At 66.9% G+C, this 14,904-nt stretch carries 15 protein-coding genes; 12 read left to right on the forward strand and 3 right to left on the reverse strand.

Annotated elements, in window-relative coordinates:
• Positions 1-3: 3 nt before the first annotated feature.
• The 5 genes from ELQ92_RS06025 to tuf all read left to right on the forward strand — a co-directional run bounded on the left by ELQ92_RS06025 (position 4) and on the right by tuf (position 6,142).
• A complete protein-coding gene (locus ELQ92_RS06025; RefSeq protein WP_128498123.1) occupies positions 4-1,395 on the forward strand; it encodes a hypothetical protein in 1,392 nt (463 codons plus the stop codon).
• 374 nt (positions 1,396-1,769) lie between these two features.
• Positions 1,770-2,138, forward strand: a complete 369-nt coding sequence (gene rpsL / locus ELQ92_RS06030) for a 30S ribosomal protein S12 (protein ID WP_128495463.1) — start codon at positions 1,770-1,772, stop codon at positions 2,136-2,138.
• Positions 2,139-2,143: 5 nt separating this feature from the next.
• Positions 2,144-2,614, forward strand: a complete 471-nt coding sequence (rpsG, locus tag ELQ92_RS06035; protein ID WP_128495462.1) for a 30S ribosomal protein S7 — start codon at positions 2,144-2,146, stop codon at positions 2,612-2,614.
• A gap of 81 nt (positions 2,615-2,695) precedes the next feature.
• Positions 2,696-4,810 (forward strand): elongation factor G, encoded by a 2,115-nt coding sequence (fusA, locus tag ELQ92_RS06040; protein WP_128498124.1) that lies wholly within the window; start codon positions 2,696-2,698, stop codon positions 4,808-4,810.
• Between the two features lie 138 nt (positions 4,811-4,948).
• Positions 4,949-6,142 (forward strand): elongation factor Tu, encoded by a 1,194-nt coding sequence (tuf, locus tag ELQ92_RS06045; protein WP_128495460.1) that lies wholly within the window; start codon positions 4,949-4,951, stop codon positions 6,140-6,142.
• Positions 6,143-6,204: 62 nt separating this feature from the next.
• Here the strand turns inward: tuf and ELQ92_RS06050 are convergent, their stop codons facing one another.
• The 3 genes from ELQ92_RS06050 to ELQ92_RS06060 all read right to left on the reverse strand — a co-directional run bounded on the left by ELQ92_RS06050 (position 6,205) and on the right by ELQ92_RS06060 (position 10,615).
• A complete protein-coding gene (locus tag ELQ92_RS06050) occupies positions 6,205-10,128 on the reverse strand; it encodes an efflux RND transporter permease subunit (RefSeq protein WP_166426727.1) in 3,924 nt (1,307 codons plus the stop codon).
• Positions 10,129-10,230: 102 nt separating this feature from the next.
• Positions 10,231-10,413, reverse strand: coding sequence for a hypothetical protein (locus ELQ92_RS06055; RefSeq protein WP_128498126.1), 183 nt, complete (start codon positions 10,411-10,413; stop codon positions 10,231-10,233).
• A 10-nt stretch (positions 10,414-10,423) separates the two neighbouring features.
• A complete protein-coding gene (locus ELQ92_RS06060; protein ID WP_128498127.1) occupies positions 10,424-10,615 on the reverse strand; it encodes a hypothetical protein in 192 nt (63 codons plus the stop codon).
• 300 nt (positions 10,616-10,915) lie between these two features.
• Between ELQ92_RS06060 and ELQ92_RS06065 the strand changes: the two genes are divergently transcribed.
• From ELQ92_RS06065 to rpsS, 7 genes are all read left to right on the forward strand, one after another.
• Positions 10,916-11,308 carry a hypothetical protein gene (locus ELQ92_RS06065; protein ID WP_128498128.1) on the forward strand — a complete coding sequence of 131 codons (393 nt, stop codon included), beginning with the start codon at positions 10,916-10,918 and terminating at the stop codon, positions 11,306-11,308.
• A gap of 509 nt (positions 11,309-11,817) precedes the next feature.
• Positions 11,818-12,126, forward strand: a complete 309-nt coding sequence (gene rpsJ, locus ELQ92_RS06070; protein WP_022895514.1) for a 30S ribosomal protein S10 — start codon at positions 11,818-11,820, stop codon at positions 12,124-12,126.
• Between the two features lie 17 nt (positions 12,127-12,143).
• Positions 12,144-12,800 carry a 50S ribosomal protein L3 gene (rplC, locus tag ELQ92_RS06075; protein WP_128498129.1) on the forward strand — a complete coding sequence of 219 codons (657 nt, stop codon included), beginning with the start codon at positions 12,144-12,146 and terminating at the stop codon, positions 12,798-12,800.
• Positions 12,801-12,804: 4 nt separating this feature from the next.
• On the forward strand, positions 12,805-13,455 hold the full coding sequence (gene rplD / locus ELQ92_RS06080; RefSeq protein ID WP_128498130.1) for a 50S ribosomal protein L4: 651 nt from the start codon (positions 12,805-12,807) through the stop codon (positions 13,453-13,455).
• Positions 13,455-13,751 carry a 50S ribosomal protein L23 gene (rplW, locus tag ELQ92_RS06085; protein ID WP_128495453.1) on the forward strand — a complete coding sequence of 99 codons (297 nt, stop codon included), beginning with the start codon at positions 13,455-13,457 and terminating at the stop codon, positions 13,749-13,751. The genes rplD and rplW overlap by 1 nt, the downstream gene beginning before the upstream one ends.
• Positions 13,752-13,770: 19 nt before the next feature.
• Positions 13,771-14,610, forward strand: coding sequence for a 50S ribosomal protein L2 (gene rplB / locus ELQ92_RS06090; protein WP_128498131.1), 840 nt, complete (start codon positions 13,771-13,773; stop codon positions 14,608-14,610).
• Between the two features lie 12 nt (positions 14,611-14,622).
• On the forward strand, positions 14,623-14,904 hold the full coding sequence (rpsS, locus tag ELQ92_RS06095; protein ID WP_128495451.1) for a 30S ribosomal protein S19: 282 nt from the start codon (positions 14,623-14,625) through the stop codon (positions 14,902-14,904).

Raw genomic sequence — 14,904 nt, forward strand, 5'->3', positions numbered from 1 at the left:
CTCATGTCGTACCCGCCGAGCTCAGACGGCCAGTACCCCTGGCGTCCACAGGAGCCCCGTGATCGGCAGGGCGGCGACCAGCAGGCACAGCAGGCGCATGATGATCAGCAGGCACCGGTTGGTCAGCAGGCACCGGGTAGTCAGCCCGCACCGGCTGATCAGCAGGCACCGGGTAGTCAGCCCGCGCCGTACGGTCAGCAGCCGACGGCCGCGTACGGTCAGCAGCCGACGGCACCGTACGGCCAGCCGCCGGCGCCGTATGGCCAGCCGACGAGCGCCTACCCGACACAGGCGTATCCGCCGACGGGCCAGCAGCCCCCCTCGTCGCCGTACCCGCCGACGGACCCCTCGCTGTCCCAGCCGCGGAAGAAGAAGCGGGGTCGCGCGGCGGTCTGGATCGCGGCGGCCGTCGTGCTCGTCCTCCTCGTCGCGGGCGGCATCGTCGCTGGTGTGCTCGGCACGGGGGCCCATGCCCCCGAGCGCGAAGTCGAGGAGTACCTCTCGGCCCTCGTCGACGGCGACGTCGACGAGGCCTTCGCCGTATCGGGGGAGGACGCCTCCGACGGTGACCTCCTGCTCACGGACGACGTCTACGCCGACGTGGACGACCGCATCAGCGGTTACGAGGTGGGCGACACGACGATCTCGGGGGACACGGCGGAGGTAGAGACGTCGATCTCGCAGGGCGATGAGACGTACGACGCCACCTTCACTCTGACCAAGGCCGAAAAGGCCTTCGTCGTCTTCGACACGTGGGCGCTGCAGGCGCCGGAGCTCGGGGTCGTGAGCTACTCGGTCGACGGGCCGGAGGAGACCGCCGTGACCGTCGCCGGGATCGACACGACGGACGTGGAGGTCGCCGAGTCCGGTGCAGTGGACCTGCGCGCCCTCCCCGGCACATACACGATCTCGCTCGCCGGCGACGACGCGTACTTCGCCGCGGAGCCGATCACGGTGAGCGTCGTGGGCTTCGGTCCGGACGCGGCGACCGCGACGACGGCCGACGGCGCCGAGTCGAGCACCCTCGCGGTCACCCTGACCGAGGGAGCCGTGACCGCAGCGCAGGAGGCCGTCGACGCCTACATCGACGGCTGCGCCGCCGCGACGGAGTTCCGGCCGGAGGGCTGCCCGTTCGCGGCCCACGGTGAGAACCCCTCGTACGACTACACGAACTGCGTCTGGACGCTCGATCCGCGGCCCGAGTTCACGATCGGGGAGTACGCCGACGGAGAGTGGGCCGTGTCGACGGACAGCCCTGGCTCCGCGGAACTCAGTTGCGACGTGAGCGATCCCGCGACGGGTGCGACGGGGACCTCCACGGCCGGCCCGATGGACGTCGAGGTCGCGGGTGCCATCACGGGCTTCGACGACGACGGCGCCACGTACGTCCCGTGATCGTCGACCGGTCCGTCCACCCCTCTCGGCCGCCCGTCGTCGTTTGACCGGGGGACCCGGGCCGATTACACTTGACCGGGTGTGCGCTTCGGTGCGCCCGGTCGTCATGCCCGAAAAGGCGAGGCACCCGGTCCGCGTTGGAATTCACTCACTTCAGGGGTCTCAGCTCACCCCGGACGGCCGAAGGGTCCGTCCGTACGAGCGGGACACCCCCACGGCATACCCACCACACCAACAGGCGTCCGATTCCGGGTGCCCGGTGGGTCCAGTTGAACTCGTCCCGGCGATCGCCCGCTCCTCGTGAACGGCCGATCATTCGGTGCGAATGCTCGAGAACACCCGCTGTCACCGTGCAGCACAATCAAGGAGAAGAAGTGCCAACCATTCAGCAGTTGGTCCGGAAGGGCCGGTCGCCGAAGGTCCAGAAGACCAAGGCTCCCGCCCTCAAGGCCAACCCGCAGCAGCGCGGCGTGTGCACGCGTGTGTACACGACGACGCCGAAGAAGCCGAACTCAGCGATGCGCAAGGTCGCTCGTGTGAAGCTCTCGAACGGGACCGAGGTCACGGCCTACATCCCCGGCGAGGGCCACAACCTGCAGGAGCACTCGATGGTGCTCGTGCGTGGTGGACGAGTGAAGGACCTCCCCGGAGTCCGTTACAAGATCGTCCGCGGCGCCCTCGACACGCAGGCCGTCAAGAACCGCAAGCAGGCCCGTAGCCGCTACGGCGCGAAGAAGGGTTGAGTTAGATGCCTCGTAAAGGACCCGCTCCGAAGCGCCCCGTCGTCGCAGACCCCGTCTACGGCGCCCCCGTTGTGAGCCAGCTCGTCAACAAGATCCTCCTCGACGGCAAGAAGGGCCTCGCCGAGCGCATCGTCTACGACGCGCTCGCCGGAGTCGCCGCGAAGAACGGTCAGGACGCCGTCGTCACGCTCAAGAAGGCGCTCGACAACGTCCGCCCCACCCTCGAGGTCAAGAGCCGCCGCGTCGGTGGTTCGACCTACCAGGTGCCGGTCGAGGTCAAGCCGCACCGCGCCAACACGCTCGCCCTCCGCTGGCTCGTCAGCTACGCGAAGGGTCGTCGTGAGAAGACCATGACCGAGCGTCTCACCAACGAGATCCTCGACGCATCGAACGGCCTCGGTGCAGCGGTCAAGCGCCGCGAAGACACCCACAAGATGGCCGAGTCGAACAAGGCGTTCGCGCACTACCGCTGGTAGTCGCGGCCGGGGTCGGCACATCCGTGTCGGCCCCCGCCTCGTTCGGCATCCGAACCCTTTATCTCCCCCGGAGGAATACCCGTGGCACAAGACGTGCTCACCGACCTGAACAAGGTCCGCAACATCGGCATCATGGCTCACATCGATGCAGGCAAGACCACCACCACCGAGCGCATCCTGTTCTACACGGGTATCACCCACAAGATCGGCGAAGTGCACGACGGTGCGGCGACGATGGACTGGATGGCGCAGGAGCAGGAGCGCGGCATCACCATCACGTCCGCCGCGACGACCTGTTTCTGGAACAAGAACCAGATCAACATCATCGACACCCCCGGTCACGTCGACTTCACCGTCGAGGTGGAGCGTTCGCTCCGCGTCCTCGACGGCGCCGTCGCCGTCTTCGACGGCAAGGAGGGCGTCGAGCCCCAGTCCGAGACCGTGTGGCGTCAGGCCGACAAGTACGACGTCCCCCGAATCTGCTTCGTCAACAAGATGGACAAGCTCGGCGCGGACTTCTACTTCACGGTCGACACGATCATCAAGCGCCTCGGCGCGAAGCCGCTCGTCCTGCAGCTCCCGATCGGCTCCGAGAACAACTTCGAGGGTGTCGTCGACCTCGTCGAGATGCGCGCGCTCACGTGGCGCGGCGACTCGAAGGGTGACGTCCAGATGGGCGCCAAGTACGAGATCGAAGAGATCCCGGCCGACCTCAAGGACAAGGCCGCCGAGTACCGCCAGGCGCTCCTCGAGACCGTCGCCGAGACGGACGACGAGCTGCTGGAGAAGTTCTTCGGTGGCGAGGAACTGACGGTCGCCGAGATCAAGGGCGCCATCCGCAAGCTCACCGTCAACAGCGAGATCTACCCCGTGCTGTGCGGCTCGGCCTTCAAGAACCGCGGCGTCCAGCCGATGCTCGACGCCGTCGTGGACTACCTCCCGTCGCCCCTCGACGTCCCGGCCGTCGAGGGTCACGACGTGAAGGACGAGGAGAAGATCGTCTTGCGTCACGCCGACGCGACGGAGCCGTTCTCCGCTCTCGCGTTCAAGGTCGCCGTGCACCCGTTCTTCGGTCGCCTCACGTACGTGCGCGTCTACTCGGGCCAGGTGGACTCCGGCGCCCAGGTCATCAACTCGACCAAGGGCAAGAAGGAGCGCATCGGCAAGATCTTCCAGATGCACGCCAACAAGGAGAACCCCGTCGAGGCGGTCACCGCAGGCCACATCTATGCGGTCATCGGCCTCAAGGACACCACGACGGGTGACACGCTGTGCGACCCGTCCGACCAGGTCGTCCTCGAGTCGATGACGTTCCCCGAGCCCGTCATCGAGGTCGCCATCGAGCCGAAGACGAAGGCCGACCAGGAGAAGCTGTCCGTCGCGATCCAGAAGCTCGCGGAGGAGGACCCCACGTTCCGCGTCGAGCAGAACGCCGAGACGGGCCAGACGGTCATCAAGGGCATGGGCGAGCTCCACCTCGACATCCTCGTCGACCGCATGAAGCGCGAGTTCCGCGTCGAGGCGAACGTCGGCAAGCCGCAGGTGGCGTACCGCGAAACGATCCGCAAGGCCGTCGAGCGTCACGACTACACGCACAAGAAGCAGACCGGTGGCTCCGGCCAGTTCGCGAAGATCCAGTTCGCGATCGAACCCATGGAGGTCACGGCCGACAAGACGTACGAGTTCGAGAACAAGGTCACCGGTGGCCGTATCCCGCGCGAGTACATCCCCTCGGTCGACCAGGGCTTCCGCGACGCGCTCAACGTCGGCATCCTCGCCGGCTACCCCATGGTCGGCGTCAAGGCGATCCTCATGGACGGCGCGGCGCACGACGTCGACTCCTCGGAGATGGCGTTCAAGATCGCGGGCTCCATGGGCTTCAAGGAAGCCGCTCGCAAGGCGAGCCCCGTCATCCTCGAGCCGCTCATGGCGGTCGAGGTGCGCACGCCCGAGGAGTACATGGGCGACGTCATCGGCGACCTGAACTCTCGTCGCGGCCAGATCCAGTCCATGGAGGACGCTTCCGGCGTCAAGGTCGTCCGGGCGAACGTCCCTCTGTCGGAGATGTTCGGGTACATCGGAGATCTGCGGTCGAAGACCTCGGGTCGTGCGGTGTTCTCGATGACCTTCGAGAGCTACGCTGAGGTTCCCAAGGCTGTCGCCGAGGAGATCGTCCAGAAGGGCAAGGGCGAGTAGTTCGCCCGGAGGGTTCCACCGTGCGCATCATGTCGATGACGCGGAGAGACCCTTGTAACATGAATACACAAACCCCCGTAGAAAACCGGGCGCAATCCAGCGTCCGGGTACCTACACGAGTCCTGAGGAGGACCCACAGTGGCTAAGGCCAAGTTCGAGCGGACCAAGCCGCACGTCAACATCGGTACGATCGGTCACGTCGACCACGGCAAGACCACCCTGACCGCAGCGATCTCGAAGGTGCTCGCCGACAAGTACCCGTCGGCCACCAACGTTCAGCGCGACTTCGCGTCGATCGACTCCGCTCCCGAGGAGCGCCAGCGCGGCATCACGATCAACATCTCGCACGTCGAGTACGAGACGCCGAAGCGCCACTACGCGCACGTCGACGCCCCTGGTCACGCCGACTACATCAAGAACATGATCACGGGTGCTGCTCAGATGGACGGCGCGATCCTCGTGGTCGCGGCGACCGACGGCCCCATGGCTCAGACGCGTGAGCACGTTCTGCTCGCCAAGCAGGTCGGCGTTCCCTACCTGCTCGTCGCGCTCAACAAGTCGGACATGGTCGACGACGAGGAGATCCTCGAGCTCGTCGAGCTCGAGGTCCGTGAGCTCCTCTCCAGCCAGGACTTCGATGGTGACAACGCTCCCGTCGTCCGCGTCTCGGGCCTCAAGGCTCTCGAGGGCGACGAGCAGTGGGTCAACGCGATCGTCGAGCTCATGGACGCCGTCGACGAGTCCATCCCGGACCCGGTGCGCGACAAGGACAAGCCGTTCCTCATGCCGATCGAGGACGTCTTCACGATCACGGGTCGTGGAACCGTCGTCACGGGCCGCGCCGAGCGTGGCACGCTTGCGATCAACTCGGAGGTCGAGATCGTCGGCATCCGTCCGACGCAGAAGACGATCGTCACGGGAATCGAGATGTTCCACAAGCAGCTCGACGAGGCGTGGGCCGGTGAGAACTGTGGTCTGCTCCTCCGTGGAACCAAGCGTGAGGACGTCGAGCGCGGTCAGGTCGTCGTCAAGCCGGGTTCGGTCACGCCGCACACCCAGTTCGAGGGCACCGCGTACATCCTCTCCAAGGACGAGGGTGGGCGTCACAACCCGTTCTACGCGAACTACCGTCCGCAGTTCTACTTCCGCACCACGGACGTCACCGGCGTCATCACGCTGCCCGAGGGCACCGAGATGGTCATGCCCGGCGACACCACGGAAATGACGGTCGAGCTCATCCAGCCGATCGCCATGGAAGAGGGCCTCGGCTTCGCCATCCGTGAGGGTGGCCGCACGGTCGGTGCCGGCACCGTCACGAGCATCATCAAGTAGTCCTTTCCGACTGCTGACAGCGGGCCCCGGAGCGCAAGCTCCGGGGCCCGTTGTCGTTGTCGTCAGACGCCGCCGACGAGCATCCTCGGCTCCGCCGCGCTCGTCGGCGTCACGACCCAGAGCGCGTCGGGTGCGCCCGGGCGAGCGTGGAGGATCGACTCGTAGAGCGCCTCGAATTCTCGCGAGACGTTCTCTGCGTCGGACGGAGGGATCCGGACATCGAGATCCGGCCCCGCGTCCGGTCCCAGGATCTCCCAGAGCACGAGCTGTGCCGCGAAGTAGGCGTAGCCGTGCAGGTCCCCTCGCAGCACTGCGGTCAGCGATCGGAGCATCTGGAACTGTTCGAGCGAGAGCCGTCGTCCGGAGAACTCGAGGAAGTGGACCGGTTCCGCTATGCCGACGCCTCGCGTGCCATGCGGCGTGAACGGGTCGAGCATGAGAAGCGGCAACCGCCCGGACGTGCTCGTCGTCCACCAGGTGCGCACGGTCGCTGCGCGGGTCCGTTCCTCCTCTTGCTCGAACGTGACGTACTGGGGGAGCGCTCGGGACGACGGATGGGCGTGGGCACCGGTGCGGTCGCCCCGTGGCGTGCTGCCGTCGACCAGCCAGGGGCTCGACGGAGTCAGGGGTTCCTCATCGTCGAGGGTCCGTGTGATGAGCGGCCGTACCGCGCCCGGCCGGGTCGGCGCGGGACTCGAACCGGCGGGGACGAGCCGGGTCGTGCGTTCGAGGTCCGGCGCCGGGACGGGCTCGGCGCGTCGATCGAGGGTTTCGAGCGTTCCGGCTCGAGCCGGGCCGACGGGCGCGCGGGGGCGTCGAACGCGCCGGACGGCGACGGTCCGGGCACGCCGCGGCGTCGTGGCGGCGGCGTGGACGTATGGTGGGTGCGACACCGCCCCTTCCTCGTCGGATGCCACCTCGCCGTCCCCCGAGTGCGCGCGGCCGCTCCGGCTCCGTCTCGAGTCCGCGAGAAGGCTATACAGGACGGGAAGCACGATGAGCGTGAGGATGGTCGAGGAGGCGAGCCCTCCGATGACCACGAGGGCGAGCGGGCGGGAGATGAAGGCGCTGCTACTGGTGAGTCCGAGCGCCATCGGGAGGAGAGCGAACACCGTCGCCGCAGCGGTCATGATGATCGGACGCGCCCTCCGCGTGGCTCCCTCCAGCACGGCATCGCGGAGAGGCACTCCCTCCGCGCGGCGCTGGTTCACGAGATCGACGAGCACGATCGAGTTCGTCACGACGATGCCGACGAGCATGAGGCAGCCGATCAGGGAGGGCACCCCGAACGGCTCGCCGGTGACGCGCTGCACGATCAACCCACCCGTCCCGGCGAACGGGATCGCCACGAGCAGGAGCGCCGGCTGGAGCAGCGACCGGAACGTCGCGACCATGATCGCGTAGACCATCAGAACGGCGATGAGACTGATCACGCCCATCTGCTCGAACGCGTCGACACGCGCGGTGACCGCACCGCCGAGGCGGACGGCTGCGCCTTCCGGAAGGGCGACGTCGTCGAGGGCTCCGGCGAGGGCATCGGATGTGGCTCCCAGGTCGTCGGTACGTGGCGAGACGGAGACGATGGCCGCTCGCAGACCCTGCTGACTCTGAACGACGACGGGACCCCGGGCCTTCTCGACCGAGGCGAACGTCGAGAGGGGCATGTCGCCGTCCGTCGGCGTCGTGATCGCGATGTCGGCGAGGGCGTTCGTCGTCGTGATCTCGTGCTCCGGAAGGACGAGGATCTGGATGGAGTCGCCCGCCACGATGAGATCACCCGCCTTGGTCATCGTGAGCGCATCCGCCACGGCGTCGCGGACGTCCTGGTCGGTGAGGCCGTACTCGACGGCCTTCGCGCCGTCCACGTCGACATCGATGCGCTCGACGGTGCTCGCAAGGCTCGACTCCGCGTCAGCCACCGTGTCGAGTCCCTCGATCCGCTCCATCACCGTCCCGACGGCCTCGGCCAGGCTCGCATCGTCGAGCGCCGTCACCGAGATCTCGATGCCGGGGGAGAACTCCATGTCACTCGTGACCGAGTAGTCGAGCTCTCCGAGGGTGTCCGCGTCCTCGCGGGACTCGAGCCGGTCTCGGACCGTGTCGATGAGCGCCGTCTGATCCACACCGTCCGTCGTGGACAGGAGGTAAGACGTGATGCCGCCGCCACCGCCGAGGGCGGCGTCCTCGAGGACGGACCCGGATGACCGGAGCGAGGTCTGGACTCGTTCGACGCCGTCGACGCCCCGGAGTTCGTCCTCGACGATCTCCGCGGAGTTCTTCTGCGCATCGATGCTGGCGGCGGGGTCGAGTTTCTGCAGGACCCTGATCTGGGTGTCGCCGAGGGGAGCGAGATAACCGATGGAGAGCCCGGGGATCAGAGCGGCCGTCGCCCCGAGGACCGCGACGCTGAAGGCGACGACGCGACCGCGGTGTTCGAGCGACCAGCGGAGGAGCGGCCGATAGAGCTGATCGAGCCGCGACCGGACCCGTTCGTCGAACCGGGCGGTGCCCGGCACCCCGATGCGCGGCCGCACGAACCAGAAGGTGAGTACCGGAACGATGGTGAGTGAGACCACGAGGGACGCGAGGATCGCCGCGGCCGCCGTGAGTGCGAAGGGACGGAACAGTTCACCGAGCGTCCCCGAGATGTAGGCGATCGGAAGGAAGACGGCCACCGTGGTCAGGGTCGAAGAGATGACGGCCCCGGTCACCGAGGAGACTCCCTTCATGATGGCCGCCACACGATCGGACGAGTCGAGCATTTCGCGCTCGATGCTCTCGACGACGACGATCGAGTCATCGACGACGCGTCCGATCGCGACGGTGAGCGCGGCGAGAGTGATCATGTTCACGGAGTAGCCCACGGCGTTCATAGCGATGCCGGCGAGGAGGAGCGACGTGGGGATCGAGACGGCCGTCACGAGCGTCGTCCGGACCGAGGCGAGGAAGAAGAGGACGACCGCGACGGCGCACAGCAATCCGATCAGTCCTTCGGTCGTGAGCGTCTCGATCGATCGCTCGATGTAGGGGGACTGGTCGAACACGACGGTCGAGTCGAGCCCATACTGGCGGTCGAGAACCGTCATTTCCTCGCGGACACCGCGCGACAGCTCCACAGCGTTCGCGTTCGGGATCTTCGACACGAGGAGGACGACCGTGGGTTCGCCGTCCACTCGTGCGACGACGGATGCACCCGCCACCATCTGTCGGACGAGGGCGACGTCACCGACGGTGAGCGTCTCACCCGTGGCAGGAGCCACGACCGGTAGAGCGGCGATGTCCTCGGCGCTCGCGACGGCGGTCCCATTCTGCACCGCCAACGTCTGATCACCCTCTGTCAATGATCCGGAGGCCTCGACGAGGCCTCCGGACAGGATGGCCGCTCGGAGGTCTCGCACGCCGATACCGGTCTCCTCGCTCCTCGACTCATCGAGTTGCACGCGCATCTGATCAGGAGCCACACCCACGAATCGGGCCTCGCGAACCCCGTCGAGCCCCTCGATGCGCTGAGAGATGGCGTCCTGCAGCGTGGTCGTGAACGGAGTGTCGCCGGGACTCACCGCGAACTGCATGACGGGGAAGTCGTCGACCGACGCCGCGGACACCTGTGGCTTCAGATCATCGGGCAGCAGCGCCGAGTTCTCTGCGAGCTTCGTGGAGATCTGCTCGACGATCTCGGCCGTATCGAGGCCGAGGTCGAACGACGCGGTGACGAGCGAGAGGTCCGTTCCGCTGTACGTGGTCGTCGAGACGAGACCATCGACGGATTCGACGATGGTCTCGACGACCTGCGACACCTCGCTGTCGACGACGGCTGGGGCTGCTCCGTCGTACGGGGTCACGATCGACACTTCGGCCGACGCGACGGCCGGCACGAGATCCTGCCTCATCGACGTGAACGAGAGGACGCCGAAGACGGATGCGACCAGGGCGAGGAGCGTAATGAGCGATCGGTTTCGGAGGCTGAAGGAGGCGAGGAACGTCATCGTCATCTCTCGGGTCGGCACGTCACTGGCGTGAGGTGAGGGAGGTGGGGCGGCAGAATGCGGGAGCGGGCGGCCGCCGATCGCTCGGCGACCGCCCGGATCTCAGGGCACGGCCACCGGGGTGTCGTACGTGTAGTTCACGGTGCTGGTCGTGCCGTAGGAGCCGTTCAGCCCTCCGGAGAAAGTGCATCCGGAGAGGATGCCGAGGCCCGCGATGGCGATGACCAGGGCGCCACCGGCGGCGCGCAGCCGCGGACGACGGCGTTGCCGTGTCGGTCGGATCATGGACTGGGTCTCAGTTCGCACCGCCCACGCTCCATCCGTGGGTCTGGTTGAACGAGGTGCTCCCACCCGTGATGTGGGTACCCGACGGGACCGTCGCCGCCTGCGGCGGTTCTCCGCACCCCGTCAAGGCGAAGCCCGCGGTGGCCGCGACAAGCGCGACCGCCGCGGCGCGGCCGGCCGGCCGTATCGATGCTGATCTCATGGATTTTCCCTTCGTTTCGTCGCGGACACGTCCGCGACGGATCGGACTCGAACGTGACGAGTGTGGGGAGTGAGTGCGGCTCACGTAACCCGAAGCGGGGTCATTTCGTCCCCCTGCGTACTCCCCCTGGCGACGACGCGGTCGTGTGCCCCGGACTGGGGTGAGGGTTGCTCACATATGTCCATGAGGATCACTCAGGTTTGCGCTAGCGTGAGACCACTGCGATCCACTCGAAAAAGGGGGAGATGCCGACGCAGCGGCAACTCGAAAATGATTACTTCAGCAACGGGAGCCCGACCCGTGACGAAGACCCGGCACCTCGACTCTGCGGACGACGCGCGCTCCGGCGCTCTCGTCCGCGTGTCGGCCGCCGCGGCAGCCGTCACGTTCGCAGCGCTCATCAGCACCTTCACCGGCGGCGCGGCTTCGGCCGCGACGGTCACTGACGACACGGACGGCGTCGGCGTCGCGGTCGGCGAGGACTACGTCCCCGAGCAGACAGGGCTCTCGACGGAGATCCCCGGAGTGCTGCCTGCGGATGCCCCGGCTGCCGACCCCGCCGACGGCCTCGCCGTGACGGGGTCCGACGCCGGACTCATCGCGGGTCTCGCCGGTCTCTTCATCGCCGGCGGCGCTGCGATCACAATCGCGGGTTCCGCGTCCCGCCGACGCGTCGCCCACACGAAGGGCTGAGCGTCACCGTCGGGCCAATCGAAAAGGACGCCCCCCGAGCCGCATGGCGGCACGGGGGGCGTCCGTCATGTCGCCCGGAAACCCGGGCGACGAGGCGCGACACGCCCGGGTTGCACGAACGCCCGGCGTCTCGTAGACTTTCCTAGTTCAACACTCCGCGGATCGTCGTGCGCTTGCGTACCGATGTGACTGCGGATCACTGCCAGGCAGTGCATAGACGCGTCCCCCGGGTCCTCGAGATCCGCGCGGCGGCAACGGTCTAGGCCGCGGGCAGCAGAACGAGGACTCACCCAAATCCACACACTCCGGCTATACGTGTGTCCGTCTCCTTCGAGGCGGGTGCCGCAGCGGGAGGGTGAGGGAGTGGCGGGTTTGACAGAAGAACAGTGTTCGAGAGAGCAGCGGCGCGACAACAGGAGCGCCGCGCACGGGCGTGAGAACGTCCGCTGCGAATGAAGCGCGTCCAATGCGAGGGATCGTAAGACGCAAGACAGAGAGTGAGTCACACAATGGCGGGACAGAAGATCCGCATTCGACTTAAGTCGTACGACCACGAGGTCATCGACACCTCGGCACGCAAGATCGTCGACACGGTCACCCGCGCGGGTGCGACCGTCGTCGGCCCCGTGCCGCTCCCGACGGAGAAGAACGTGGTCGCCGTCATCCGTTCCCCGCACAAGTACAAGGACAGCCGGGAGCACTTCGAGATGCGCACGCACAAGCGCCTCATCGACATCATCGACCCGACGCCGAAGGCCGTCGACTCGCTCATGCGTCTCGACCTGCCCGCCGACGTCAACATCGAGATCAAGCTCTGAGTCGAGGGACGAAAAGAATGTCAACGCAGAACAAGACCAGCAAGGGTCTGCTCGGCACGAAGCTCGGCATGACTCAGGTGTGGGATGAGAACAACAAGCTCGTCCCCGTCACCGTCATCCAGATCACTCCGAACGTCGTGACGCAGGTCCGCACGCCCGAGGTCGACGGCTACGACGCCGTCCAGATCGCCTACGGGCAGATCGATCCCCGCAAGGTCAACCAGCCCGCTGGTGGACACTTCGAGAAGGCCGGCGTCACGCCGCGCCGCCACCTCACCGAGATCCGCACCGCTGATGCCTCCGACTACTCACTCGGCCAGGAGCTCACGGTGAACGAGGTCTTCGAGGCCGGCCAGAAGGTCGACGTCGTCGGCACCTCCAAGGGCAAGGGCTTCGCCGGTGTCATGAAGCGCCACAACTTCAAGGGCGTCTCGGCATCGCACGGTGCTCACCGCAACCACCGCAAGCCCGGCTCCATCGGTGCCTCGTCGACGCCCAGCCGCGTCTTCAAGGGCATGCGCATGGCCGGCCGTATGGGTGGCGAGCGTGTCACCGTCCTCAACCTCCACGTGCACTCCGTGGACGCCGAGAAGGGCCTCATCCTCGTGAAGGGTGCCGTCCCCGGCGCGCGTGGGCGCATCGTTTTCGTCCGCAACGCAGTGAAGGGAGCCTGACCCCATGGCTACTGAACTCGACGTTCTCGACACCGCAGGCAACAAGGCGGGCTCGGTCGAGCTCCCCGCAGAGCTCTTCGATGTCCAGACCAACATCCCGCTGATCCACCAGGTCGTCGTCGCGCAGCTCGCGGCGGCCCGCCAGGGCACGCACAAGACCAAGGGTCGCGGCGAGGTCTCCGGTGCAGGCCGCAAGCCCTTCAAGCAGAAGGGCACCGGTCGTGCCCGCCAGGGCTCGATCCGCGCGCCGCAGATGACCGGTGGTGGCATCGTCCACGGGCCGGTTCCCCGCAGCTACGCGCAGCGCACCCCCAAGAAGATGATCGCCGCGGCGCTCCTCGGAGCCCTCTCCGACCGCGCGCGTGGGGCCCGTCTCCACGTCGTCGAGACCCTCTCGGTCGCCGACGAGCGCATCACGCGGGCCGCTGCCGAGTACCTCGGCGGGATCGCGTCCTCGAAGCACGTGCTCGTCGTCCTCGAGCGTGACGACGAGAAGAGCCTCCTCGCCGTCCGCAACATCCCGACGGTGCACGTCCTCAGCCAGGACCAGCTCAACGCGTACGACGTGCTCGTCTCCGACGACATCGTCTTCACCAAGGCCGCCTTCGACGCGTTCGTCGCGGCGAAGACCAAGAAGGAAGAGGTGACCGCGTAATGGCCGCCAACAAGGATCCGCGCGACATCATCATCAGCCCGGTCGTCTCCGAGAAGAGCTACGGGCTCATCGACGAGGGGAAGTACACGTTCGTCGTGGACCCCCGCTCGAACAAGACCGAGATCAAGCTCGCCATCGAGAAGATCTTCAAGGTCGAGGTCGCGTCCGTGAACACGCTCAACCGTACGGGCAAGACGCGTCGTACGAAGTTCGGCATCGGCAAGCGCAAGGACACCAAGCGCGCCATCGTCACACTCAAGTCCGGTTCCATCGACATCTTCACGGCTGTCGGCTAGGAAGCGGGAGGAAGAAAACATGGCTATTCGCAAGTACAAGCCCACGACCCCCGGTCGCCGCGGGTCGAGCGTCGCCGACTTCGCCGAGATCACGCGATCGACGCCCGAGAAGTCGCTGCTCCGTCCGATCTCGAAGACCGGTGGACGCAATAACCAGGGCCGCATCACGACCCGTCACATCGGTGGTGGCCACAAGCGCCAGTACCGCGTCATCGACTTCCGTCGGAACGACAAGGACGGCGTGAACGCCAAGGTCGCTCACATCGAGTACGACCCCAACCGCACCGCCCGCATCGCGCTGCTCCACTTCGTGGACGGCACGAAGCGCTACATCCTCGCGCCGAACAAGCTCTCGCAGGGCGACATCGTCGAGTCGGGTGCCGGCGCGGACATCAAGCCCGGCAACAACCTGCCGCTGCGCAACATCCCGACGGGTACCGTCGTGCACGCCATCGAGCTGAAGCCCGGCGGGGGAGCGAAGCTCGCCCGCTCGGCCGGCGTCTCGGTGCGTCTCGTCGCGAAGGACGGTCCCTACGCCCAGCTGCGTCTGCCGTCCGGTGAGATCCGCAACGTCGATGCGCGCTGCCGCGCGACCGTCGGCGAGGTCGGAAACGCCGAGCAGTCGAACATCAACTGGGGCAAGGCCGGCCGCAAGCGCTGGAAGGGCGTCCGTCCGACCGTCCGCGGCGTCGCGATGAACCCGGTCGACCACCCACACGGTGGTGGTGAGGGCAAGACCTCCGGTGGACGCCACCCGGTCAGCCCGTGGGGCCAGAAGGAAGGCCGCACGCGCCACCCCAACAAGGAGAGCGACAAGCTCATCGTTCGTCGCCGTAACGTCGGCAAGAAGCGCAAGTAGGAGTTGTAGAAGATGCCTCGCAGTCTCAAGAAGGGCCCCTTCGTTGACGACCACCTGTTTCGCAAGGTCGTCGCCGCGAACGAAGCCGGCTCCAAGAACGTCATCAAGACCTGGTCGCGCCGCTCGATGATCGTGCCGGCGATGCTCGGTCACACGATCGCCGTGCACGACGGTCGCAAGCACATCCCGGTGTTCGTCACCGAGACCATGGTCGGTCACAAGCTCGGAGAGTTCGCGCCCACGCGGACGTTCCGCGGCCACGTGAAGGACGACAAGAAGGGCCGCCGCCGCTGA

The organism is Labedella populi (assembly GCF_004078655.1).
GTDB classification, from domain to species: Bacteria; Actinomycetota; Actinomycetes; order Actinomycetales; family Microbacteriaceae; genus Labedella; species Labedella populi.

Bases quoted from the DNA above. Each gene is read 5' to 3' on its own strand.
- ELQ92_RS06025 (WP_128498123.1), top strand. From the start codon at position 4: ATGTCGTACCCGCCGAGCTCAGACGGCCAGTACCCCTGGCGTCCACAG.
- rpsG (WP_128495462.1), top strand. From the start codon at position 2,144: ATGCCTCGTAAAGGACCCGCTCCGAAGCGCCCCGTCGTCGCAGACCCC.
- ELQ92_RS06050 (WP_166426727.1), bottom strand. From the start codon at position 10,128: ATGACGTTCCTCGCCTCCTTCAGCCTCCGAAACCGATCGCTCATTACG.
- ELQ92_RS06055 (WP_128498126.1), bottom strand. From the start codon at position 10,413: ATGATCCGACCGACACGGCAACGCCGTCGTCCGCGGCTGCGCGCCGCC.
- ELQ92_RS06060 (WP_128498127.1), bottom strand. From the start codon at position 10,615: ATGAGATCAGCATCGATACGGCCGGCCGGCCGCGCCGCGGCGGTCGCG.
- rpsJ (WP_022895514.1), top strand. From the start codon at position 11,818: ATGGCGGGACAGAAGATCCGCATTCGACTTAAGTCGTACGACCACGAG.
- rplC (WP_128498129.1), top strand. From the start codon at position 12,144: ATGTCAACGCAGAACAAGACCAGCAAGGGTCTGCTCGGCACGAAGCTC.
- rplD (WP_128498130.1), top strand. From the start codon at position 12,805: ATGGCTACTGAACTCGACGTTCTCGACACCGCAGGCAACAAGGCGGGC.
- rplW (WP_128495453.1), top strand. From the start codon at position 13,455: ATGGCCGCCAACAAGGATCCGCGCGACATCATCATCAGCCCGGTCGTC.
- rplB (WP_128498131.1), top strand. From the start codon at position 13,771: ATGGCTATTCGCAAGTACAAGCCCACGACCCCCGGTCGCCGCGGGTCG.
- rpsS (WP_128495451.1), top strand. From the start codon at position 14,623: ATGCCTCGCAGTCTCAAGAAGGGCCCCTTCGTTGACGACCACCTGTTT.